At 64.0% G+C, this 21,105-nt stretch carries 21 protein-coding genes; 13 read left to right on the forward strand and 8 right to left on the reverse strand.

Translation table 11 applies throughout. The features are described from left to right. Positions 1-236: 236 nt before the first annotated feature. Positions 237-899, forward strand: a complete 663-nt coding sequence (locus JKP78_RS24070; protein ID WP_200627898.1) for an HD domain-containing protein — start codon at positions 237-239, stop codon at positions 897-899. Positions 900-945: 46 nt separating this feature from the next. Here JKP78_RS24070 and JKP78_RS24075 read toward each other — a convergent pair whose 3' ends face one another. Both JKP78_RS24075 and JKP78_RS24080 read right to left on the reverse strand, forming a co-directional pair. Continuing rightward, positions 946-1,668, reverse strand: coding sequence for a FadR/GntR family transcriptional regulator (locus JKP78_RS24075; protein WP_170030392.1), 723 nt, complete (start codon positions 1,666-1,668; stop codon positions 946-948). Between the two features lie 458 nt (positions 1,669-2,126). Next, complete coding sequence (locus tag JKP78_RS24080) at positions 2,127-3,860, reverse strand: IlvD/Edd family dehydratase (protein WP_170030391.1); 1,734 nt, start codon at positions 3,858-3,860, stop codon at positions 2,127-2,129. 182 nt (positions 3,861-4,042) lie between these two features. Here JKP78_RS24080 and JKP78_RS24085 point away from each other — a divergent pair, with 182 nt between their 5' ends. The 5 genes from JKP78_RS24085 (at position 4,043) to JKP78_RS24105 (ending at position 8,872) form a co-directional block, all read left to right on the forward strand. Further along, the gene (locus JKP78_RS24085) at positions 4,043-5,350 is read left to right on the forward strand and encodes an MFS transporter (RefSeq protein WP_200627900.1); all 1,308 of its coding nucleotides are present in this window, start codon (positions 4,043-4,045) and stop codon (positions 5,348-5,350) included. Between the two features lie 28 nt (positions 5,351-5,378). Further along, positions 5,379-6,368 carry an AraD1 family protein gene (gene araD1 / locus JKP78_RS24090; RefSeq protein WP_200627902.1) on the forward strand — a complete coding sequence of 330 codons (990 nt, stop codon included), beginning with the start codon at positions 5,379-5,381 and terminating at the stop codon, positions 6,366-6,368. Between the two features lie 208 nt (positions 6,369-6,576). Beyond that, positions 6,577-8,151, forward strand: coding sequence for an aldehyde dehydrogenase (NADP(+)) (locus tag JKP78_RS24095; protein ID WP_200627904.1), 1,575 nt, complete (start codon positions 6,577-6,579; stop codon positions 8,149-8,151). A 186-nt stretch (positions 8,152-8,337) separates the two neighbouring features. Next, positions 8,338-8,637, forward strand: coding sequence for a hypothetical protein (locus JKP78_RS24100; RefSeq protein ID WP_186690448.1), 300 nt, complete (start codon positions 8,338-8,340; stop codon positions 8,635-8,637). Positions 8,638-8,686: 49 nt separating this feature from the next. After that, a complete protein-coding gene (locus tag JKP78_RS24105; protein WP_186690447.1) occupies positions 8,687-8,872 on the forward strand; it encodes a hypothetical protein in 186 nt (61 codons plus the stop codon). Between the two features lie 135 nt (positions 8,873-9,007). Here the strand turns inward: JKP78_RS24105 and JKP78_RS24110 are convergent, their stop codons facing one another. Both JKP78_RS24110 and JKP78_RS24115 read right to left on the reverse strand, forming a co-directional pair. Next, positions 9,008-9,772, reverse strand: coding sequence for a hypothetical protein (locus JKP78_RS24110; RefSeq protein ID WP_200627906.1), 765 nt, complete (start codon positions 9,770-9,772; stop codon positions 9,008-9,010). A 64-nt stretch (positions 9,773-9,836) separates the two neighbouring features. Further along, the gene (locus JKP78_RS24115; RefSeq protein ID WP_186690445.1) at positions 9,837-11,114 is read right to left on the reverse strand and encodes a bifunctional O-acetylhomoserine aminocarboxypropyltransferase/cysteine synthase; all 1,278 of its coding nucleotides are present in this window, start codon (positions 11,112-11,114) and stop codon (positions 9,837-9,839) included. Between the two features lie 238 nt (positions 11,115-11,352). Here JKP78_RS24115 and JKP78_RS24120 point away from each other — a divergent pair, with 238 nt between their 5' ends. Both JKP78_RS24120 and JKP78_RS24125 read left to right on the forward strand, forming a co-directional pair. Continuing rightward, positions 11,353-12,258 carry a LysR family transcriptional regulator gene (locus JKP78_RS24120; protein ID WP_186677477.1) on the forward strand — a complete coding sequence of 302 codons (906 nt, stop codon included), beginning with the start codon at positions 11,353-11,355 and terminating at the stop codon, positions 12,256-12,258. Positions 12,259-12,407: 149 nt separating this feature from the next. Next, entirely contained in the window at positions 12,408-13,169 is a 762-nt protein-coding gene (locus JKP78_RS24125) for an SDR family NAD(P)-dependent oxidoreductase (protein WP_186677388.1), read from the forward strand. Positions 13,170-13,206: 37 nt separating this feature from the next. Here JKP78_RS24125 and JKP78_RS24130 read toward each other — a convergent pair whose 3' ends face one another. The 3 genes from JKP78_RS24130 to JKP78_RS24140 all read right to left on the reverse strand — a co-directional run bounded on the left by JKP78_RS24130 (position 13,207) and on the right by JKP78_RS24140 (position 15,222). Continuing rightward, positions 13,207-14,106: an AraC family transcriptional regulator gene (locus JKP78_RS24130; protein ID WP_186677378.1), complete on the reverse strand. Its 900-nt coding sequence runs from the start codon at positions 14,104-14,106 to the stop codon at positions 13,207-13,209. A 96-nt stretch (positions 14,107-14,202) separates the two neighbouring features. Beyond that, positions 14,203-14,457, reverse strand: coding sequence for an Atu4866 domain-containing protein (locus JKP78_RS24135; protein ID WP_186677376.1), 255 nt, complete (start codon positions 14,455-14,457; stop codon positions 14,203-14,205). A 27-nt stretch (positions 14,458-14,484) separates the two neighbouring features. Beyond that, positions 14,485-15,222, reverse strand: a complete 738-nt coding sequence (locus tag JKP78_RS24140; RefSeq protein ID WP_186690444.1) for an SDR family oxidoreductase — start codon at positions 15,220-15,222, stop codon at positions 14,485-14,487. Between the two features lie 274 nt (positions 15,223-15,496). On the opposite strand from JKP78_RS24140, the gene JKP78_RS24145 reads away from it, so the two are divergent. The 5 genes from JKP78_RS24145 to JKP78_RS24165 all read left to right on the forward strand — a co-directional run bounded on the left by JKP78_RS24145 (position 15,497) and on the right by JKP78_RS24165 (position 19,614). Beyond that, positions 15,497-15,928 (forward strand): DoxX family protein, encoded by a 432-nt coding sequence (locus JKP78_RS24145; protein ID WP_186690443.1) that lies wholly within the window; start codon positions 15,497-15,499, stop codon positions 15,926-15,928. Positions 15,929-15,983: 55 nt separating this feature from the next. Beyond that, positions 15,984-16,907, forward strand: a complete 924-nt coding sequence (locus JKP78_RS24150; protein ID WP_186677370.1) for an NADP-dependent oxidoreductase — start codon at positions 15,984-15,986, stop codon at positions 16,905-16,907. A gap of 269 nt (positions 16,908-17,176) precedes the next feature. After that, on the forward strand, positions 17,177-17,674 hold the full coding sequence (locus JKP78_RS25550) for a phage infection protein (protein ID WP_275967707.1): 498 nt from the start codon (positions 17,177-17,179) through the stop codon (positions 17,672-17,674). 132 nt (positions 17,675-17,806) lie between these two features. Further along, on the forward strand, positions 17,807-18,721 hold the full coding sequence (locus JKP78_RS24160; protein WP_200627910.1) for an AraC family transcriptional regulator: 915 nt from the start codon (positions 17,807-17,809) through the stop codon (positions 18,719-18,721). A gap of 41 nt (positions 18,722-18,762) precedes the next feature. Further along, positions 18,763-19,614 (forward strand): LysR family transcriptional regulator, encoded by an 852-nt coding sequence (locus JKP78_RS24165; RefSeq protein ID WP_186677363.1) that lies wholly within the window; start codon positions 18,763-18,765, stop codon positions 19,612-19,614. 14 nt (positions 19,615-19,628) lie between these two features. Here JKP78_RS24165 and JKP78_RS24170 read toward each other — a convergent pair whose 3' ends face one another. Beyond that, positions 19,629-21,083, reverse strand: a complete 1,455-nt coding sequence (locus JKP78_RS24170; RefSeq protein WP_186690440.1) for an MFS transporter — start codon at positions 21,081-21,083, stop codon at positions 19,629-19,631. Between the last annotated feature and the right edge of the window lie 22 nt (positions 21,084-21,105).

The following is a 21,105-nucleotide window of genomic DNA, read 5'->3' on the forward strand; positions in this document are numbered from 1 at the left end:
CCATAAGCGTATGTACACGGACAACAATCGACGGCCTGTCAAAACCGGTCGCTGAATTGGCAGCGACCAGCCGAGACTAGAATCCACGTTGACCATGTGCAACGAAAAACAGGCGCAGGGAGTATCTTTGGGAAACGGCCTACAGGGAAGTGCCTATTTCTGATTTTTCGCACGTTATCCTTCACAGCTTGTAGCGCGTGCTGCAGCGCATTCAACCGAAATGGAACGCACCAGCAATGACCAGCGAAGCTTTCGCCCCTTTCCAACACCTCGCCGCTCAACTGCTGAAACATCTCCCACCAGACCACCACGATGGCTCCCACGACCTCGCGCACATCCATCGCGTATGGGTAAACGCGCAGCGGATCCGGCGGGCAGAGGGCGGCGACCTGGAAGTACTGCTGGCCGCGACGGTATTGCATGACTGTGTGCCAGTCGAAAAGAACTCACCTTTGCGTAAGCAGGCGTCGAGCTTGTCGGCCGAAAAGGCCACCGCCATCCTCACCGCGCTTGGCTGGCCGTTGCCGCGTGTCGAGCAGGTGGCCCATGCGATCAAAACGCACAGCTATTCCGCAGGTTTCGAGCCAGCGAGCCTCGAAGCCCGAATTCTGCAGGACAGTGATCGCCTGGACGCCATCGGTGCGGTGGGTATTGCCCGCTGTTTCTATGTTTCCGGGCGGATGGGCTCGGCGCTGTACGATTTCGAGAATCCCGCTGCGCAGGGGCGGGGGTATCAGGATACGGCCTACGCCATCGAGCACTTTCATACCAAGCTGCTCAAGCTGGCATCGGGCTTCAAGACCGCCGAAGGGGGGCGCCTGGCTGCCGAACGCCACGCGCGGCTGGAAGCCTATCTTGCGGATTTCATGGAGGAGGTCGGTGCTAACGGCGTTGGCTGACCCAAGTGGACCCTGGCTAAACGTCTACGCTCCCTTCAGCGTCGCCTCAGCTAGCCGGGTCCTGGCCCAGCACCTTGGCCAGCGCCACGCGGGCATCCTCCAGTTGCACCAGTGAAGCATGCCGCGCGCCCAGCGCGTCGCCGTTCTGGATGGCGGTGAGGATTGCCTTGTGCCGGGGCAGGGCGAGTTCGTCGAAATTCGCCCGCTGGTTGGAATAGCGCACCGACTCGCGCAGCGCCATCGACAGCATGTTGCACAGGTAGGCCAGCAGGTCGTTGTGGGTGGCGTCGGCGATGCGGGCGTGGAAGTCCAGGTCGGGTTGCAGGCGCTCTTCATGGTTGCGTGCGGCTTCCATGCGCTGGTAGGCCTCGGCGATCGACGCGACGTCCTCGGCGCTGGCGTTGGTGGCGGCCAGCGCGGCGGCGGCGGGCTCGATGACCCAGCGCACGCTGGACAGCATGTTGAAGAATTCCTGCTGCGGCGTGGCCTGCATCAGCCAGTGCAGCACATCGGGGTCGAGCATGTGCCAGTCATGCCGGGGGCGGACCAGGGTGCCTGTACGCGGGCGGGCTTCGATCAGGCCCTTGGCGGTGAGGGCGCGCATGGCCTCGCGGAATACCGGCCGGCTGATCGCGTAGGTTTCGCACAGGCTGGCCTCGGAGGGCAGCTTCTGCCCGGGTGCGAGTTGGCCGGATACGATCTGTACGCCAAGGTCCTGGACCAGGGTGGCGTGCATGCTCTTGCGCGTGGTGGGCTGGCGGTAGTTCATGTGCGGCGGGGGCGATCCTTCGGGCGGGGGCAGCATCATAGCATTAGCGCGTCAACGCGGTGCATGGCACCGGCTGCGCCGGTGTTCGCGGCTGAAGCCGCTCCCACAGGTTTAGCGTTACCTCGAAACCAGCGCAGTACCTGTGGGAGCGGGCATGCCCGCGAAGCAGGCGGCGCGGAGGATGGCACCGGCTTTGCGGGTGTTCGCGGCTGAAGCCGCTCCCCCAGGTGTAGCGTTAACTCGAAGCCAGCGCAGTGCCTGTGGGGCGGGCGTGCCCGCGAAGCAGGCGACGCGGAGGATGGCACCGGCTTTGCCGGTGTTCGCGGCTGAAGCCGCTCCCACAGGTTTAGCGTCACCTCGAAGCTGGCGCGGTACCTGTGGGCGGGTTTACCCGCGAAGAATCCGGCGCGATGGGCTGCGCAGCAGCTCCAATGACGCTAACCGACAGGCTTCAGGCATTAGTGCGAGTGCTTGGGCACCGCCGCGCCGCGGCAACCGACCAGGAAGTCGAAGTCGCAACCTTCGTCGGCCTGCATCACGTGGTCCAGGTACAGCCTGGCATAGCCACCGCTGATCAGCTGCGGCGGGGCTTGCAGGTCGGCCAGGCGGCCGGCCAGTTCCTGGTCGGAAATGTCCAGGTGCAGGCGGCCTTCCTTGCAGTCCAGTTCGATCCAGTCACCTTCACGCACGGCCGCCAGTGGCCCACCCGCCGCAGCCTCCGGCGCCACGTGCAGCACCACGGTGCCATAGGCGGTGCCGCTCATGCGCGCGTCGGAAATGCGCACCATGTCGGTCACGCCCTGGGCCAGCAGCTTGGCCGGCAGGCCCATGTTGCCGACCTCGGCCATGCCCGGGTAGCCCTTCGGCCCGCAGTGCTTCATCACCAGCACCGAATTGGCGTCCACCTCCAGCTCGGGGTCGTTGATGCGGGCCTTGTAGTCCTCGAAGTTCTCGAACACCACCGCCCGGCCGCGGTGCTGCATCAGCGCCGGGGTGGCCGCCGACGGCTTGAGCACGGCACCCTTGGGCGCCAGGTTGCCGCGCAGGATGCAGATGCCGCCGTCGGCCACCAGCGGCTTGTCGATCGGGCGGATGACTTCTTCGTCATACAGCGGCGCAGCCTGGCAGTTGTCCCACAGGCTCTTGCCGTTGGCGGTCAGCGCGCCGGGGTTGGGCAGCAGGCCGTGTTCGCCCAGGCGGCGGATGACCGCGGGCAGGCCACCGGCGTAGTAGAACTCTTCCATCAGGAAGCGCCCCGAAGGCTGCAGGTCGACCAGGGTCGGCGTGCCGCGGCCGATGCGGGTCCAGTCTTCCAGTTGCAGGTCCACGCCGATGCGCCCGGCGATGGCCTTGAGGTGGATCACTGCGTTGGTCGAGCCACCGATGGCGGCGTTGACACGGATGGCGTTTTCGAACGCTTCGCGGGTGAGCAGCTTCGACAGGCGCAGGTCTTCGCGCACCATGTCGACAATGCGCATGCCCGACAGGTGGGCGAGCACGTAGCGGCGTGCATCCACGGCGGGGATGGCGGCGTTGTGCGGCAGCGAGGTGCCCAGCGCCTCGGCCATGCAGGCCATGGTCGAGGCGGTGCCCATGGTGTTGCAGGTACCCGCCGAGCGCGACATGCCGGCTTCGGCCGAGAGGAATTCGTTGAGGTCGATCTGCCCGGCTTTGTAGGCCTCGTGCATCTGCCAGACGATGGTGCCGGCGCCAATGTCCTTGCCTTTGTGCTTGCCGTTGAGCATCGGCCCGCCGGTGACCACGATCGCCGGCACGTCGCAGCTCGCCGCACCCATCAGCAGCGCCGGGGTGGTCTTGTCACAGCCGGTCAGCAGCACCACGGCATCCACCGGGTTGCCGCGGATCGCTTCTTCCACATCCATGCTGGCCAGGTTGCGGGTGAGCATGGCGGTGGGGCGCAGGTTGGATTCGCCGCTGGAAAACACCGGGAACTCCACCGGGAAGCCGCCCGCTTCCAGCACGCCTTTCTTGACGTGCTCGGCAATCTTGCGGAAGTGCGCGTTGCACGGGGTCAGCTCCGACCAGGTGTTGCAGATGCCGATGATCGGCTTGCCTTGGAATTCGTGGTCCGGGATGCCCTGGTTCTTCATCCAGCTGCGGTACATGAAACCGTTCTTGTCAGCGGTACCGAACCATTGGGCGGAGCGCAGCGGGCGTTTGTGATCAGACATGAGGGATACCTAATTAGTATTACTATTTGTCGTTGTGCGACTGACTGTATCGACAAAAATGCGCTATGTGAAGGCTTGTCGTTTTAAATAGTAATACTATAAGATCGATTTTCCGGTCGATGGCCTGCCAAAAAGCCCGACCAGGTGCTCTGCCCATTACAAGAACAATCGGAGACATCGCCATGATTCAGGAGCAGCGGCTCGTCCGCCTGATCACACTGAAACTCATCCCTTTTCTGGTCCTGCTGTACCTGGTGGCCTATGTCGACCGTTCTGCGGTGGGCTTTGCCAAGCTGCACATGGGCGCCGACATCGGCCTGGGTGACGCGGCCTATGGCCTGGGCGCCGGGCTGTTCTTCATCGGTTATTTCCTGTTCGAGGTGCCCAGCAACCTGTTGCTCGACCGCTTCGGCGCGCGCCGCTGGTTCGCCCGCATCCTGGTCACCTGGGGCGCGATCACCGTCGGCATGGCGTTCGTCAGCGGGCCCAACGGCTTCTACCTGATGCGCTTTCTGCTGGGGGCGGCCGAGGCGGGCTTCTTCCCGGGGGTGCTGTACTACATCACCCAGTGGTACCCGGTACGCCATCGCGGCAAGATCCTCGGCTTCTTCATCCTTTCCCAGCCGCTGGCGATGCTGATTACCGGGCCGCTTTCCGGCGCGCTGCTGGGGCTCGATGGCAGCTTCGGCCTGCATGGCTGGCAATGGCTGTTCATCTGCATCGGCACCCCGGCGGTGCTGCTGGCCTGGCCAACCCTGCGCCTGCTGCCGGACGGCCCGGCCAAGGTGCGCTGGCTCAGCGACGAGCAACGCAGCTGGCTGCAGGAACAGCTGGCCAACGACCTGCGCGAGTTCGGCCAGACCCGCCACGGCAACCCCCTGCATGCGTTGAAGGACGGGCGGGTGCTGTTGCTGGCGCTGTTCTACCTGCCGGTCACCCTGAGCATCTACGGCCTGGGCCTGTGGCTGCCGACGCTGATCCACCAGTTTGGTGGCAGCGACCTGGTCACCGGCTTCGTTTCGGCGGTGCCGTACCTGTTCGGCATCATCGGCCTGCTGATCGTGCCGCGCAGTTCCGACCGCCTGAATGACCGCTACGGCCACCTCGGCCTGCTGTATGCCCTGGGGGCGCTCGGCCTGTTCCTCAGTGCCTGGCTGAGCGTGCCCGGCCTGCAGCTGGCGGCGCTGTGCCTGGTGGCCTTCGCGCTGTTCTCCTGCACGGCCATCTTCTGGACCTTGCCGGGGCGGTTCTTCTCCGGTGCCAGTGCCGCTGCCGGCATCGCGCTGATCAACTCCATCGGCAACCTTGGCGGCTACCTCGGCCCGTTCGGCATCGGCGCGCTCAAGGAGCACACCGGGCAACTGTCGTCGGGACTGTATTTCCTGGCCGTGGTGATGCTGTTCGGCCTGCTGCTGACCGGGGTGGTCTACAACCGCCTCGAACGCCGCCAGCGCCTGGCTTCCACGCGGGTAGCCCCGGCCCCCCGCTAATTTTCGCAACCGAAAAGCGAGCACAAGCATGCGATTGATTCAATTCGAAACCGCCACCGGCGCACGCCGGGTGGGCGTGGTGGAAGGCGAGTACGCCCTGGAAGTACGTGGCGCCGGCAGCACCCGTGAGCTGGCCTTGCAAGCCATTGCTGCCGGCCGTGACCTGGCCGCCGAAGTGCAGGCTGCCGGCCTGGGCGAGCGCCACGACTACCTGGCCCTGCTGGCTGAAGGCCGGGTATTGCCACCGCTGGACCATCCCGACCCGGCGCACTGCCTGGTCACCGGCACCGGGCTGACCCACCTGGGCAGCGCCGCCACCCGCGACAAGATGCACCAGCAGCAGGCCGAAGGCACCGTGACCGACAGCATGCGCATGTTCCAGTGGGGCCTGGACGGCGGGCGGCCGCCGGCAGGCGAGGAGGGCGCGCAGCCGGAGTGGTTCTACAAGGGCGACGGCGGTATCGTCGTGCGCCCAGGCGCCGACCTGCCGCTGCCGGCGTTTGCCGAGGATGCTGGTGAGGAGCCGGAGCTGGTCGGGCTGTACCTGATCGCTGCCGACGGCACCCCGTATCGCCTCGGTTATGCGCTGGGCAACGAGTTTTCCGACCATGTGATGGAGCGGCGCAACTACCTGTACCTGGCCCATTCCAAGTTGCGCGCCTGCAGCTTCGGCCCCGAGCTGCGCCTGGGCGCGCTGCCGGCCCACCTGGAAGGTACCAGCCGCATCCTGCGCGACGGCCAGGAGCTGTGGCGCAAGCCGTTCCTGTCGGGCGAGCAGAACATGTGCCACAGCTTCGAGAACCTTGAGTTCCACCACTTCAAGTACGCCCAGTTCCTGCGCCCTGGCGATATCCACGTGCATTACTTCGGCACCGCCACGCTGTCGTTCGCCGACGGCATCCAGGCGCGCCCGGGCGATACCTTCGAGGTCAGCCTCGACGCCTTTGGCCAACCACTGCGCAACGGTATTGCGGCAGCACCCGCGCAGGTGTGCCCTGGAGTGGTGAAAAGCCTTTGAGCAGTCAGGCGAGCGGTGTGTCAGGTTCGCCCGCATACCTGTGGGAGCGGCTTTAGCCGCGAAGGGCCCGGCGCGGTGCATGGCACCGGCTGCGCCGGTGTTCGCGGCTGAAGCCGCTCCCACAGGGGTTCTGCTGACATGGGGGGCATGTGCACTCCATGGCTGACATGAACCGTTGAATCTTCTTTCCTCATTACAGGAGCCAACCATGTCTGGAAGCAACTTCATTGGCGGCCAGCGCAGCGCCGCCGGCAGCGTGCGCCTGCACAGCCTCGATGCGCGTACCGGCGAAGCCTTGCCGCTGGCCTTTGCCCAGGCCACCCCGGAAGAAGTGGACGCCGCCGCGCAGGCAGCCGAAGCGGCGTTTGCCGAATTCAACGGCATGGCGCCGCAGCGCCGTGCGCAGTTCCTCGATGCCATTGCCGACCAGCTGGATGCGCTGGACGACACCTTCATCGCCACCGTGTGCCGCGAAACCGCGCTGCCGGCCGGGCGCATCCAGGGTGAACGGGCGCGCACCAGCAACCAGATGCGCCTGTTCGCCAACGTGCTGCGCCGCGGCGACTTCCTCGGCGCGCGCATCGACCGCGCCCAGCCACAGCGCCAGCCGCTGCCACGCCCGGACCTGCGCCAGTACCGCACCGGTGTCGGCCCGGTGGCGGTGTTCGGCGCCAGCAACTTCCCGCTGGCCTTCTCTACCGCCGGCGGTGACACCGCCGCAGCGCTGGCCGCCGGCTGCCCGGTGGTGGTCAAGGCGCACAGCGGCCACATGGCCACCGCCGAGCAGGTGGCCGAGGCGATCGAGCGCGCCGTGCTCGCCACCGGCATGCCTGCCGGCGTGTTCAACATGATCTACGGTGCCGGTGTCGGCGAAGCGCTGGTGCGCCACCCGGCGATCCAGGCGGTGGGCTTTACCGGCTCGCTCAAAGGCGGCCGTGCCCTGTGCGAGCTGGCGGCGGCGCGCCCGCAGCCGATCCCGGTGTTCGCCGAAATGAGCAGCATCAACCCGGTGCTGGTATTGCCGGCGGCCTTGCAGGCCCGGGGCGAGCAGGTGGCCAAGGAACTGGCCGGCTCGGTGGTGCTGGGCTGCGGGCAGTTCTGCACCAACCCCGGGCTGGTGCTGGGTATCGCTGGCGAAGCGTTCAGCAGCTTCCTCACCGCGCTTGGCGCGCAACTGGCCGACCAGCCCGGGCAGACCATGCTCAATGCCGGCACCCTGCGCAGCTATACCCAAGGCGTGCAACGCTTGCACCAGCACCCGGGCGTGCGCCATCTGGCCGGTGCCGAACAGGCGGGTGACCAGGCCCAGGCACAGCTGTTCCAGGCCGACGTGAGCCTGCTGCTGAACGGTGACGCCTTGCTCCAGGAAGAGGTCTTCGGGCCGGCGACCGTGGCCGTCGCAGTGGCCGACGAAGCCGAACTGCGCCGCGCCGTGCAAGCCCTGCATGGGCAACTGACCGCCACCCTGATTGCCGAGCCGCAAGACTTGCAGCGCTTCGCCGCGCTGGTGCCGGTGCTGCAGCGCAAGGCCGGGCGACTGCTGGTCAACGGCTACCCGACCGGCGTGGAAGTGTGCGATGCGATGGTGCATGGCGGGCCGTACCCGGCCACGTCCGATGCGCGTGGCACCTCGGTCGGCACCTTGGCCATCGACCGCTTCCTGCGCCCGGTGTGCTACCAGGATTACCCCGATGCGCTGCTGCCCGACGCCCTGAAAAACGCCAACCCGCTGGGCCTGCAGCGCCTGGTCGATGGCCAGCACAGCCGCGAGGCGCTGGCCTGACTCAGCCCCATCAGCTGCCCCCGCCAGGCTCGGCCTGGCGGGCTTTCCCGAGTCATCCGCCAACATGCCCCGCGCACCCAGTACCCCGGCTTTTCGCGCCACCGGTCGAACCCCAGGCACTCCCGCAAGCAGCGCTCCCTCACACCTGTAAGTGCGCTTTCATTGCGCCAAACCAGGAGAACGCTCATGGCAATCGACCAGAACGGCCCCGAGGCATCTGCACCAACCGCACCCGAGACCGGCGTCGGCGAGGCCTGGTCCAAAAATCGCCCCGTCGATTGGGACCCGCCGCCAGGCAACCCCGGCTCGGACCAGGACGGGCAGCTGGATCGGGACAATGGCAGCGCAAGGACCCAAGACGAGCAGGCCGGCAGCGGTGACGGGGAAGTCCCGTTATCTGCAGATGACGAGGGCCCAGTCGAGGAAGAAATGCAGGATGTGGAAGCCAACAATTCGGTTTCTGCCGAGCATCCGCAATCGCGTTGATGGGTGGCCCGAAGATGGTTCACACAGTTTTCTTGAGAGGTATGCAGCGATGAACCCCGATCCGAGTGCACAAGGCGGTACCAACCCTGACTTGCCCACTTCACCCGACCCGGCAGTTGACCCCGATCGGCCGACCATCCCCGACCCTGATGACGACCCGCTCATGAACGAAGAGGAGGGCGGCGATGGCCAGGCGGATGATGGCCTGGCTGATGATGACAGGCAGAGCGTGTAGGAGCGGCTTTAGCCGCGAACACCGGCGCAGCCGGCGCCATGCACCGCATTGGACTTTTCGCGGCTAAAGCCGTTCCTACAGGGTAAGCGGAGCGCGCGCGCATTCAGTTTCAACGCGACAGGGCGGCCCGACATGTCATCCTCGCCGCAAAACGCCCGCCAACCCAACGGTCAGCCCCACGGCACAAACCATGGCCAGGCTGATGGCAATGGCAACGCCCCAGGCATCGAGCAATCCTGCCATTACCAGATAAAACGCAATCACGCCCACCGCACCAATCGCATTGCCGCGCACCATCGCCGCCATCCCGGCGCGGCCATGCTGCACGTGGGCGAACACCACCAGCGGCCAGGCAATGACCGGGATCGGCGCCAGCATCCCGCTGGTCGCCGGCCCCAGCCAGCTGGCCAACCGGGTGGTGAGCATCAGCAGCGCGGTTGCCGACACCATGCGCAGGGGGATCTCCCAATAGCGATGCCGGGGGCGGACGAGGGTGTCCGGTCTGGGCTCGCGGCCGCTGGCGCGTATCAATACGCCGATCAGCAGCAGCGCCACGCCAATCGACAGGTACAGGCTGCCCCAGTGGGTAAACGCGTAGGCAGCCAGGCCGTAGACCAGGATTGCCAGCAACACGGCCGGGGCAATGCCGAGCCTGCGCGTGGCGAACAGGTAGAACGTGTAGGTGGCCTGCACTGCGGCCAGGCCGCCCAGCGCGCCGGGTACTGCGCCCAGGGCGAAGGCGGTGCCTTGTTCCAGGCACAGGAAGGTCATTACCAGCGCCGAGGTAACCGGCAGGCCGGACAACAGCCCGCCCAGCAGGCCACCCCAGCGCCGCGAGGCGAGGGAAATGGCCCACATCAGCAGCGGGGTCACCATGAGTTTCAGGTAGAACAGGGTCATTGCAAGGGAATCCGCTTTTGCACGAGGTGCGCCCGCCGTCGGCATTGGGTGGGGCGCGGAAGGGTCAGCCGCGGCTGGCCTCGAGGGCCTGGGCCAGGTCGGCGATGATGTCGTCGCTGTGCTCGATGCCGATCGACAGGCGCACCATGTCGCGCGGCACGCCGGCCTTTTCCAGCTCTTCGTCGTTGAGCTGGCGGTGGGTGGTGGAGGCGGGGTGGCAGGCCAGTGACTTGGCATCGCCGATGTTCACCAGGCGCACCACCAGTTGCAGCGCATCGATGAAGCGCGCCCCGGCCGCCTGGCCGCCCTTGATGCCGAACGACAGGATCGCCGCCGGCTTGCCGCCGGTGTAGCGCTGCGCCAGGGCATGCTCGGGGTGGTCGGGCAGGCCGGCATACTTCACCCAGGCGACCTGCTCGTGGGCTTGCAGGTAGCGGGCGACCTTGAGCGCGTTCTCGGTGTGGCGTTCCATGCGCAGGGCCAGGGTTTCCAGGCCTTGCAGGATCAGGAAGGCGTTGAACGGCGACAGCGCGGCGCCGGTGTTGCGCAGCGGCACCACGCGGCAGCGGCCAATGAACGCGGCCGGGCCGAAGGCTTCAGTGTAGGTGACGCCGTGGTAGGACGGGTCGGGGGTGTTGAGCAGGGCGAAGCGCGCCTTGTGCTCGGCCCAGGGGAACCTGCCGGAGTCGATGACGATGCCGCCGATGCTGGTGCCGTGGCCGCCGATGTACTTGGTCAGCGAGTGCACGACGATGTCCGCGCCATGCTCGAACGGCCGGCACAGCACCGGGGTGGCCACGGTGTTGTCGACGATCAGCGGTACGCCATGGCGGTGGGCGGCCTCGGCCAGCGCGGCGATGTCGACGATATTGCCGGCGGGGTTGCCGATGGACTCGCAGAACACCGCCTTGGTGCGCTCGTCGATCAGGGCTTCCAGGGCAGCGATGTCGTCATGCGCGGCAAAGCGGGTGTGGATGCCCATGCGCGGCAGGGTGTGCGCCAGCAGGTTGTAGGTGCCGCCGTACAGCTTGGCCACCGAGACGATGTTGTCGCCCGCTTCGGCGACGGTCTGGATGGCGTAGGTGATGGCCGCCATGCCCGAGGCCACCGCCAGCGCACCGACCCCGCCCTCCAGCGCCGCCATGCGCTGTTCGAGCACGTCGTTAGTAGGGTTCATGATGCGCGAGTAGATGTTGCCGGCGACCTTCAGGTCGAACAGGTCGGCGCCGTGCTGGGTGTCGTCGAAGGCGAACGAGGTGGTCTGGTAGATCGGCACGGCCACGGCCCGGGTGGCCGGGTCATGGCTGAAGCCTGCGTGGATGGCGAGGGTTTCCAGCTTCATGCAATCGTTCCTTGAGCGTGGGTGGTGTGGCCGAGCATGTGGCGCGCGGAGGGCGTGGGTCAAGGGTGAGTGGCTAGATGTCATGACGCTGGGCCCGATAGTGGCTGATAGAGCCCGTGGACGGCAGATCACCCCCCCGGTGCCAGCGATTTGCTGATAACTGGCGATCACCACGTTATCGACATAGGGTTGAGCCGCAAATAGGATGCTGCAATCCAACATGCTCGAGCGGGTGAAAATGATTTCGGACCCTGGCACCCCGACCCTGGACCAGTTGAAAGTGTTCCTGACGGTTGTAGAGGTGGGAAGCTTCGCCGGTGCGGCAAGAACACTGCACCGCGCTACTTCGGTAGTGAGCTATGCCATTTCAAACCTGGAGATGCAGCTTGGCGTATCGCTTTTTGACCGCAACACCACACGCAAGCCACAGCTGACTGAGGCTGGACGAACCGTGCTTGCCGAAGCACGAACGATCATCAACGGCGTTAACGGGCTGCGCTCGAAGGTGTCCGGGCTATTGCATGGGCTTGAAGCAGAAGTTCACCTTGCGCTAGACGTGATGTTACCTGCAGAGCGGGTGGTAGATGCGCTCAAGACCTTCAGCCAGGTATTTCCAACGGTGACCTTGCACCTTCACATGGAAGCACTGGGTGCGGTCACTCAGCGGGTTATCGAAAAGCAAGCTGCGATCGGGATCAGCGGCCCGCTGGACATCGGGCGTGATGGCCTTGAGCGTGTCGGCGTGGGTAGCGTGCAGTTGGTACCCGTCGCTGCCCCCGCGCACCCACTCGCCAGCGGCGGCGGCAATGAACCGGGTGCGGCGCGAAATTTCGTTCAGCTGGTGCTATCAGACCGATCAGCGCTGACCGGCGACCGAGATTTTGCCGTGGTGAGCCCGCACACGTGGCGGCTCGCGGACCTGGGCGCGAAGCACATGTTGCTCAAGGAAGGCATCGGCTGGGGCAATATGCCGGTCGCCATGGTGCAAGCGGACCTCGATGCAGGGCACCTGGTCGAACTCGATCTGCCTGATTGCAAAGGCGGCGCTTACGCATTTGATGCTATTTACCGCACTGACTCACCGCCTGGGCCGGCGGGGCGGTGGCTCATCGAGCGCTTCAGCCAGCAAGCTGGCGAACTCTGAAGTGTCCACCTGAGTGGAACCAGACCTCCCAGGTCGAAACAAGCAAAACTCCGACAGCCAGAGCAAGGTCGCCAGGGCGGCCTACGTCGAAAAGGAAGAAATTGGCACCGTCGAAAGCGACAACCCATTCCTGACTTGGAGACGAGAAAATGACCGACTTCACCCCAACCCCAAACGAAGTGGCAGGCAAAGTCGTGCTGGTCACCGGCGCGGCCAGCGGCATCGGCAAGGCCACCGCCGAACTCCTTCACGCTCGCGGTGCGAAGGTGATCGCCGAGGACATCGACCCCGCAGTCAACGCACTCGAGCGTGCTGGCCTTGTTCCGTTTGTTGCTGACATCACGGTCGACGGTGCTGCCGAGCAGGCAGTGGCGCTTGCGGTCGAGCACTTTGGCAAGCTGGACGTGCTGGTCAACAACGCCGGTCGCATTCTGTACAAACCGCTGCTCGAGATGACCCGCGAAGACTGGGAATGGCAGATGCAAACCAACGTGACGGGGGCGTTCCTGCATTCCCGGGAAGCGATGAAGGAAATGATCAAGAACAAGAGCGGGGCGATCGTGAATATTGCCTCCTACGCCTCCTATTTCGCCTTCCCCGGTATCGCGGCCTACACCGCGTCCAAGGGCGCACTGGCGCAATTGACCCGTACCCAGGCGCTGGAGGCGATTGAACATGGCATCCGGGTCAACGCCATTGGCGTCGGTGACGTGGTGACCAACCTCTTGAACCATTTCATGGAGGATGGTCGCGGCTTCTTGCAGGAGCACGGCAAGTCTGCGCCTATCGGCCGGGCGGCAGCACCGCAGGAAATCGCCGAAATCGTCGCCTTCCTGGCATCGGAGCGCGCCAGCTTCATTGTCGGTTCGGTGGTCATGGCCGACGGCGGCATGAGCGTCGCAGTGGGGTGATGCTCGCCGGAACCTGTGGATGGCGTTGCCCCACTCGCTACTTGCGGTATTGAGTGGGCGTAACGCCAACCTCTCGTTTGAACACCTGGGAAAAATGGCTGGGGCTGCTGTAGCCAACCTCAAGCCCTATATCAATGACGCTCCGGTCCGTTTCCACAAGCAGTTGCCGCGCCCTTGCCATCCTCAGCCGGATAAAGAACTGGGAAGGCGAGTAGCCCGCAGCCTTCTTGAACAGCCGGCTGAAGTGGTACTCGCTCATCCCGGCAATCTCGGCCAGCTGCCCGAGCTGGAATTCCCCGGCCAGGTTGGCTTCCATTGCCGACAACACGCGGCGTAGCTTGTAAGCGGGGAGGGCATTGCGGCGCACGATATCGTCCGCTGAGTCGTCCAGGTAGTTGCGCGCAAGGTGAATGGCAAGGCACTGGGCCAGCCCCTGAAGATAAAGCGGGCTGGGCCGTTGCCCGGTCAGTTCCCGCTGCACTTGTTGCAGCAGAACGGACAACTCATCGTCACGCCCGCCCGAGACTTCACGCAGGCGAAGCGCTTGCACAACGCCGCCCAACACCTCGTGAATGGCTTTCTCCAGCAGCGGAATGCCGAGGTAGATGTGCATCACTTCGAAGGGTGCTGTGCCGTCCACTTTCCAGCGCATTTCGTAAGGTTGTGCCGAGGTCGTCAGGAAGAAATCACCCCTGGCCACCCGGCTGCTTTGCCACTCGCCGCCAAGCTCGCGTTCCACCACGGTAGCGTCTCCAGAGATGATCCATACCAGCAGGGGCTCGGCAACTGCGGGGACGATGAAGCTACGTTGTTCGCGCTCACGGTTGAAGATCTGCACCAGCATGTCGCGATCGGCCAGGACATCCGAGGCGGCAAGCCGCTGCCCACGGATATAGGCCTCCAGACCATGGGCAGAAGTCCGCTCGATGACGTTCATGGGTAGCGTCGCCTCTCTTGCTGATAGTCGCCTGGAAAACGCCAGTTTAGCGACGCCGATAAAAAAAGCCGGAATGTCTCCATTCCGGCCTGCGCTTCAACGCTCGGGATAAAGGATCATCCCCGCGTGATACAACACGTTGCTGCGAAACTCCCCGTCAGCAGTGAACCCGGTGTCATCCACATACTCGATGTGGTCACCCTCCAGCCAATAACGACCTTGATAGGCGCTTTGTTGCCTTCCGCGGGCTTCGTCGTAGCGGCCGCCAGGCAATAGTTCATGGCGAATATGGCCATCAGCCGTCACCCACATGCCAACGTATTTGTCCTGATCTCCAAATGGTTCAGCCATGGCTTTTCCTCGCTGTCGGCAGGGCATTCAGAATGGACTTGCGGTTGGGCGCACGATCAGTTCGCTGACATCGACATCCGCAGGCTGTTCTACGGCGTAGGCGATCGCCCGGGCAATGGCTGAGGCTGGAATCGCGATCTTGCGGAACTCGCGCATCTCGGCACGCCCGCCCTCATCGGAAATGCTGTCGGCCAGTTCGGACTCGGTGACGCCCGGGGCAATGACGGTGACCCGGATGTCACCGCCCACCTCCTGGCGCAAGCCTTCGGAAATAGCCCGTACGGCATATTTGGTGGCGCAGTACACCGCAGCGGTAGGGCTCACGGCGTAGGCACCGATCGAGGCAATGTTGATGATCTGCCCGTCACGCTGTTGTTGCATGAGCGGCAGCGTTGCGGCAATGCCGTGCAGTACGCCGCGAATGTTGACATCGATCATCCGGTTCCACTCCTCGACCTTGAGCGCTTCGAGCTTGGAAAGCGGCATGACGCCGGCGTTGTTGATCAGCACATCGACGCGGCCATGCAGTTCGACGGCGAAGTCGATGAACGATTGCATGTCATCCAGGCGGGTGACATCCAGCGCCAGGACATCAGCAATGCCGCCTGCTGAACGAATCTCCCTGGCCAGTGCTTCCAGGCGATCGGTGCGGCGGGCACCCAGCACCACACGCGCGCCTTTGCTGGCAAGCAAGCGTGCGGTTGCTTCGCCGATACCACTGCTGGCGCCGGTGATCACGATGACTTTTTGTTCAATGCCGTGCATTTTCTCACTCCTGTTCCTGGCTGAAGAAACCCCCGCCGACAGGCAGGTGGTGAAGCAAGAGTAAGAAGCCTGGGCTGGGCCGGGTTATGCAGATCCTGCGGATGGTATGCACGATTCTGCATGAGGGATCGATGGCATCAGCTTGAACGCAGCTTTTCTATTTTTTCGAACATAAACACAGAAATTAAACGGCTATTAAGCCAAGGCGCGCTGGCCCACACTTCCCTTCAACCCGCGTTTCATTTCGAAATGCTGCATTGAAGGAATACAAGCCATGCCCGATAGCGCCACTCCCAGCAGTTCTGCCTCGCACTCCTCGCTTGCAACGGCCAGCGCTGCCGCACTCGCAGGACGCATTTTTCTCAGCGCGATTTTCATTCTTTCTGGCGTATCCAAACTAAGTGCGCCGGCCATGACGATCGGCTACATCAACGCTGTCGGTTTGCCGTTTCCCACTTTGGCGTTGGCTCTGGCCGTGCTGGTGGAACTGGCGGGTGGCGTAGCGCTGATTGCCGGCTATCGCACCCGCATTGTCGCTGCAGGGTTGGCACTTTTCAGTGTGCTTACTGCAGCGATCTTCCACGGTGCCCTGGCCGACCAGAATCAGTTCATTCACTTCTTCAAGAACATCGCGATGGCCGGTGGCTTGCTGCAGATCGTCGCCTATGGCGCAGGCCGCTTCAGCTTCGACGCGCGTCGCCAGTAACCGAAGCGCGGCGCCACACGCCCAGACACATCATTACCTACAGGCGGAACTACTTATGAAAGCTATCCAGGTTGCACAGTACGGCCAGGTTGAAGGGCTGGCGCTTCGGGAATTTCCAGATCTGCTGCCCAGCGATGATCAGGTTCTGATCAACGTAGCCGGCAGCGGAATCAATCCGATCGACTGGAAGATCGTCTCCGGGGCCATGCAGCAGTTCATCCCGCTGCCATTGCCTTATACACCCGGAGTCGAGGTTGCCGGCACCGTTGCAGCAATTGGAAAGAACGTTCGCGAATACAGGGTGGGTGATGAGGTGTTCGGCTTCATAGGGATAGTTGGCGGCTATGCGACCCAGGTTCTGACAACCGCCGACAGGCTTGCACATAAGCCCGCCAGTCTACCGCGCCTCCATGCCGGTGGTGTTCCTGCCGCAGCGCTCACGGCATGGCAAGCACTGCATGAACAGGCCAACCTTCAACCCGGCCAGAAAATACTGATTCATGGTGCTGCGGGGGGAGTCGGCAGCTTCGCCGTCCAGCTGGCACGCCTGGCCGGCGCTTACGTATTGGCAACGGGTTCGGCCAGAAATCGAGAATATCTAGAGTCACTCGGTGCCCAGCAATTCATTGACTACACCGCGCAACAGTTCGAAGAACTGGCCACAGATGTCGACGTGGTGCTCGACCTGGTTGGCGGAGAAACCCAAGCCCGGTCCTGGACAGTTATCAAACGAGGCGGGGTACTTGTGTCACCCGTCAGCGCACCCGACCCCCAGATAGCTGCCGAACACGGCGTCGCTGGCAAGCATTTCGCTACCCGCTCGGACGGGCACCAGTTAGCGCAGATCGCGAAATTGTTCGCTGAGGAGAAGCTTCAGATCGAAGTTGAGGTCGTTCCGCTCTCCAACGCGGCGCAAGCTCTGGCGCTGAGCCGGAGGGGACATACCCGCGGCAAACTGGTTTTGGATGTGCATCGTTGACCCGCACCAACCATGCCCTGTGCTCGAGTCAAAGTGCCTGCAGGAGCGCGCGGCGCAGGAATGAGCAAATTCCGCGCAGGAAACAAATAACGACCGTATCACCGCGGCCTTAATCTGAGCCCATGCAGCAAGCGAACCCGCTTCTGCCGCCGGCCATCAGAGCGACCGCGCCTGCAGTATTCAGGAATCAACGTCACGCTTTGCACTGACAAACCGGCAACGAATCCATCGCCAATTACGGAGACGCTGTCATGAACCAAGTCAACCACATGATGATTGGAATCGCCTTGTCTGTACTGAGCGCAAGTTCGATGGCGCTGCCCGCCAAGGAGATCGGCATTTGGAAGCAGTCTTGCAAACACACCATGGCGCCACTGGTGGCTGAGGATGGTGCCGATCGCCTCAATGATCGTCGGGTGGCGGAGGGAGGTGCCGATCGCCTCAATGATCGTCGGGTGGCGGAGGGAGGTGCCGATCGCCTCAATGATCGTCGGGTGGCGGAGGGAGGTGCTGATCGCCTCAACGATCGTCGGGTGGCGGAGGGAGGTGCTGATCGCCTCAATGATCGTCGGGTGGCGGAGGGAGGTGCTGATCGCCTCGATGATCGTCGGGTGGCGGAGGGAGGTGCTGATCGTCTCAATGATCGTCGTGTGGCGGAGGGAGGTGCCGATCGCCTCATTGATCGTCGGGTGGCTGAGGACGGTTCGGACCGTCTCAAAGCTGGCCAAATGGCTGAAAATGATGCGGTTCATTCCCGCTATGTCTGATGCCCATGAGCTATCCTCCCACGAAGCCCGGCGACGCCGGGCTTTTGCATTTGAATGTGTTCGCTGGAGCCTCTACCCAAACTACTGCAAACCCACCTATCCTCTGCAATCGGCACAGCCTGACGGGAGGTAATGGTGGTGATTGAACGGGATGAAGAGCTGACCCGCCTCAGGGCCGAGCTGGCATCGACCATGCAGCGTTTCGCACCGACCTATGGCGTGTACCCGACAGCGATCGATCCGCTGCACTTCATCCGCAGCGACTCGCCAACCGATGTCATCCACACGGTTCATAAACCTGGGTTATGCGTAATCGTGCAGGGCCGCAAACAGGTCCAGCTGTGGGATGAGAGCTATACCTACGATCCATTGAACTACCTGGTCGTCTCTGTGACGCTGCCTCTGGCCGGGCAAGTGACTGAGGCATCGGCGGAGCTGCCCTATTTCTGTATCCGCCTGGATATCGACCCGGCGGAAATCGCTCAGCTGATCGCAGACGTCAGCCCGATCGGCGTGCCAGGGCAACCGCCCCACCGCGGGCTGTACCTGGACAGGATCGATGCCTCGTTGCTGGAGGCCATGTTGCGACTGGTGCGTCTGCTGGATACGCCATCGGACATCCCGGCATTGGCACCTTTGGCCCTTAGGGAAATCTTCTACCGGCTGCTCAAAGGCCAGCAGGGCCAGCGTTTGCACGAGATAGCCATTGCCGACAGCCAGACCCACCGCGTCACCCGGGCTATCGAATGGCTGAACATTAACTATACGCAGCCGTTGCGCATCGATGAGCTCGCCAGCTACGTCAATTTGAGCAACTCCACGCTACATCATCGGTTCAAGGCGGTTACCGCCATGAGCCCCTTGCAGTACCAGAAACAACTGCGCCTGCAGCATGCGCGCCGGTTGATGATGTCGGAGGGGCTTGATGTATCTACGGCCGGGTTCAAGGTGGGCTATGAAAGCCCGTCACAGTTCAGCAGGGAGTACAGCCGGATGTTCGGGGCGCCGCCAAGCCGCGATATCGCGAAGTTTCGGTCTCTCGGGTGAGGTGCGGCTTGCCATCACGCATTCTGGCACGAGAGGGCTGCATGGACTGGAGTGACATGCGGATCTTCCTGGCGATTGCCCGCAGTGGCTCGTTGGGAGGGGCCGCCAAGGCGTTGGGGGTCAGTCACCCGACGGTCGGTCGGCGTTTGCAGGTGCTCGAACAGGCCAGTGGGCAAGCGTTCTTTCTGCGTACCGCCCAGGGGCTGGTGCTCACCGACAATGGCGAGCGGATTCTCGACCTGGCACTCGCCATGGAGCACAATGCGCTGGCCATCGAACGTCGCCTGGCGGGGCATGGCGATCAGCCGGAGGGGCTGTTGCGCATCTCCTCGGCCGACTGGTTCGCCTGCCTCGTGCTGTCGCCGGTGCTGGCCGAACTGGCACGACGGTATCCATTGATCGTGCCCGAAGTCATTGCCGGGCATCGTCTGTTCGACCTTGCCCGTCGCGATGCCGACATCGCTTTCCGGATCGTGCCCTTCACCGAGCCTGACATCGTCCAGCGCAAGCTCACGACCTTGCCATACGGGCTCTACACCGCATTGCGTGCCCCGGCGCCACACCCGGACGGCGAGGGGCTGGGGCTCATCCTGATGAACGTTGCCCAGGCTCATTACCCGGATGTGCACTGGGTACAACAGCGTTACCCGCAGGCCCGCACCGTGTTCACCAGCAGCAGCCGGACGGTTCAGGCACAGATGTGCGCACAAGGGCTTGGGGTTGCCGTGTTGCCACGTGTGCTCGGCGACTCGGTACCCGGCCTGCGGCTGCTGGACGAGCATCAGCCACCGCCGGGGCGGGACATCTGGATGGGCTATCACCGCGACATGCGTCAGCTGGACCGGCTGCGCGCCCTGGCCGACCTTGCCTCCAGCATGATCGGCGCGGGGTAGCAGGTTGCCGGCGCTCAGCTCGGGCGCATCGCCGCTGCCTCTGCCAGCGGTGCCGGCTGCCGCGCCAACGTCAGGCTCAGCGCAACCCCTACAGCCAGGCAGGCGGCCATGCATAGCACGGCGACCATGAAGGCGTGGCTGATACGAGCTGCCGTTACCTGGTCCCCCAGCACGGTGTAGAACACGCCGCCGATGACGGCCACGCTCAGCGAGGTGCTGATCTGCAAGGTCGCGCTGGTGATGCCTGCGATCATCCCGGCATACGCCGGTGCGACCCGGCCCGTGACCAGGCGCATCAACGTCGGCAGGGCCAAGCCCTGTCCCAGCCCGATCAGGAACAGGATGACCGCCAGGGACGTGAAAGGCGGGGCAAGGCCAGGGGGAGTCACTGACATCAGCCAACCCAGCCAGAGCAAGCCGATGACCTCCAGCGCCATGCCTAGCGGGTTCACGTAACCGCCAAGCACGCGCCTGAGCAGGGGAACCGAGAGCGGTCCGATCAGGAAGCCGGCGCCGAACGGCAGGAAGACCAGGCCGGCATGCAGTGCGGTCATATGCAGTGCGCCTTGCAGGTAGATGGAAAACAGCAGGAAGAACACGCCAATGGCGTAGAAGCACAGCGCTATGGATAACGCCCGGCCCAGCCCGGGGGCTTGCAGCGCGGCCGGTGCCAGCAAAGGGGTTCCGCCGGCGCGGTGCAGGCGCGCCTCGTAGCGCCAGAACAACGCCCCCAGTACAGGCGCAGCGGCGAGCGACAGCCACGCCCACCACGGCCATCCCGCTTCGCGGCCCTCGATCAGCGGCACGACCAGGGCGCCAAGGGCCAGCATCGACAACGCCGTGCCCACCAGGTCCAGCTTGCTCGCTTGCAGCGCACGGGTGTCCTTGAGCAGGGGGATACCGAATGCAATCACCAGCGATGCGATCGGCAGGTTGACCAGGAATATCGCGCGCCAGCCCATGCCGAACAGGTCGAGCGCGATCAGCACGCCACCCAGCGCCTGGCCGATCACTGACGCCAGGCCAAACACGGCGCCGTACAGGCTCAGGGCCAATGATCTTTCCGCTGCAGGGAAAATCGCCTGCACCGAGGCAAGTGCCTGCGGCGCCATCACGGCGGCGCTCACGCCTTGCAAGGCGCGCCCGAGCACCAGTACCCATGGCGTGGCCGCCACGCCGCACAGCAGCGAAGCAGCGGCGAAGCCCAGCAGGCCGATGAAAAACATCCGGCCGCGACCGTACAGGTCGCCGAGTCGGCCGCCGGTGATCAGCGTCACGGCATAGAGGGTCGCGTAGGACGCGATCACCAACTGCTCGGCAGAGGCATCTGTACCCAGGTCGGCCTGTATCGAGGGCAGCGCAACGTTGACGATGAAGAAATCCAGCGGCGGTAGAAACGCGCCGACCAGCAAGATGGCGAACATCGACCAGCGCCGGGGTTCGGTGGCTTCACTTTCGATCCGAGACATGACGGGCATCCTGTGTGGCAAC

Origin of the sequence: Pseudomonas sp. LAM2023 (assembly GCF_016620375.1) — a bacterium.
Classification (GTDB): domain Bacteria; phylum Pseudomonadota; class Gammaproteobacteria; order Pseudomonadales; family Pseudomonadaceae; genus Aquipseudomonas; species Aquipseudomonas anuradhapurensis.